This window comes from Alcanivorax sp. HI0044 (assembly GCF_001634945.1).
Window position 1 is genome coordinate 1 of record NZ_LWEZ01001040.1, and the last position, 1740, is coordinate 1740.

The 1740-nt window shown below is 57.4% G+C and carries 1 protein-coding gene; it reads left to right on the forward strand.

The window, feature by feature from the left end; all coding sequences use genetic code 11:
• The first annotated feature begins 501 nt into the window (after positions 1-501).
• Positions 502-1434, forward strand: coding sequence for an IS110 family transposase (locus A3730_RS12145; RefSeq protein WP_063519021.1), 933 nt, complete (start codon positions 502-504; stop codon positions 1432-1434).
• The last annotated feature ends 306 nt before the right edge of the window (positions 1435-1740 follow it).

A 1740-nucleotide genomic window follows, 5' to 3' on the forward strand; every position in this document is an offset into this window, starting at 1 on the left:
ATATTCGGGAGATTGCGCGGTATATCGTCGCAAATCCTTTGCGGGCTGGCCTTGTGCGTTCGCTAAAAGATTACCCGTACTGGAACGCCGTCTGGCTATAGCCCCCGGTAGGAGCACCTCTCGAGGTGCGAACCGCGCGCCAGCGCGGAAATCGTCCGCATGACGATCAGGAATATCAACACTCGACAGGTTTCAGAAAAGATAGGCGAGCAACGTAAGCGTTGTCGTCTCGCTTCGCTCGGTTCGCACCTCGAGAGGTGCTTGTATGTTTGAATGCTCTTCCTGCAACCATGCAGGACTTGCCGGGGTGGAGGGACCAAAGGAGCATCTGACCCAAGGGTACAGACGGTAGGAGATTTGGCCCCACCCCGCACCTATTCATACGCCGATAAAGAATCCATCGGCTGAGTTGCACCTCAGACCGACGATACCTAGCAAGCCAGCGTTCAGGTGCGCCCCGACAAGCATGTGTAACCTAGCGCAAGGGGCTGTTCAGTGGCAATGCAAGTAGAATCCTCCATTATCGGCATCGACGTGGCCAAGGCCGAGTTGGTCATCTATTTCCTGGGCCAGACCTATTCCATTGAGAACACACCCCAAGCCATTCGGGCTTGGCTCAAGGATCTGCCTTCCCTCTGCGAGATAGCCATCGAGGCCACTGGCACTTATCACATGGATGTCATTGAGCTGGCCCACCGTAAAGGCCACCACATCTACGTGATTGATGGTTCTCGCCTCCACCATTACCGCAAGGGCACAGGGGGTCGCGCAAAAACGGACGCCTCTGATGCGCAGCTACTTGCCCGCCATCTGCAAAATGAAAAAGGGGCCTTGCGCCGCTGGAGCCCGCCACCCAAGGCGTATCGGACGCTGCAGACCCTGCTGCGCCGCCGTGCGGCACTGGTCAAGGCGCGAACCATTATCCAGCAAAGCCTGGGTGCAGAGCCGCTACTCAAAGCGGGCTTGAAGAGGTTGATCTCTCAGATCAACACGCTGGATGCACAGATCCAGAAACACCTTCGCGACACGGTAAGAGACGCTGGGCTCAGCGAACAGGTGCAACGGTGCAAGGCCCTGGAGGGCGTGGGCGATCTGACCGCCTACGCTCTGGTCATGGCCTTCTTAAGGGGCGACTTCAGGAACAGTGATGCCTTCGTGGCCTTCCTGGGGATGGACGTTCACGTGAGAGACTCAGGCACCAAAACCGGCAAGCGAAAACTGACCAAGAAAGGGGACTCAGAAGCTCGCAGGCTGCTTTACTGCGCGGCCATGGCCGCTCGCCGGAGCAAGCGTTGGGCTGGGGTCTATCAGGCTTATCTGGACCGGGGGCTGGCAACTACCCAAGCGTTAGTCATCCTGGCGCGCAAACTGGTTCGCATCGCCTTCGCGCTTATGAAAAATGGCACCGACTATCAGCCGGCCCCTGCCTCATGAAGACTGGGGTGGACAACATAGAATCTCCTACAGCGGCTTCGTAGAAACGCAGATGCTGAGGAACTTTTCCGCCTTTCTTTATCGAAGCGAGCGTAGCTCGTAGCTCGTAGCTCGTAGCTCGTAGCTCGTAGCTCGTAGCTCGTAGCTCGTAGCTCGTAGCTCGTAGCTCGTAGCTCGTAGCTCGTAGCTCGTAGCTCGTAGCTCGTAGCTCGTAGCTCGTAGCTCGTAGCTCGTAGCTCGTAGCTCGTAGCTCGTAGCTCGTAGCTCGTAGCTCGTAGCTCGTAGCTCGTAGCTCGTAGCTCGTAG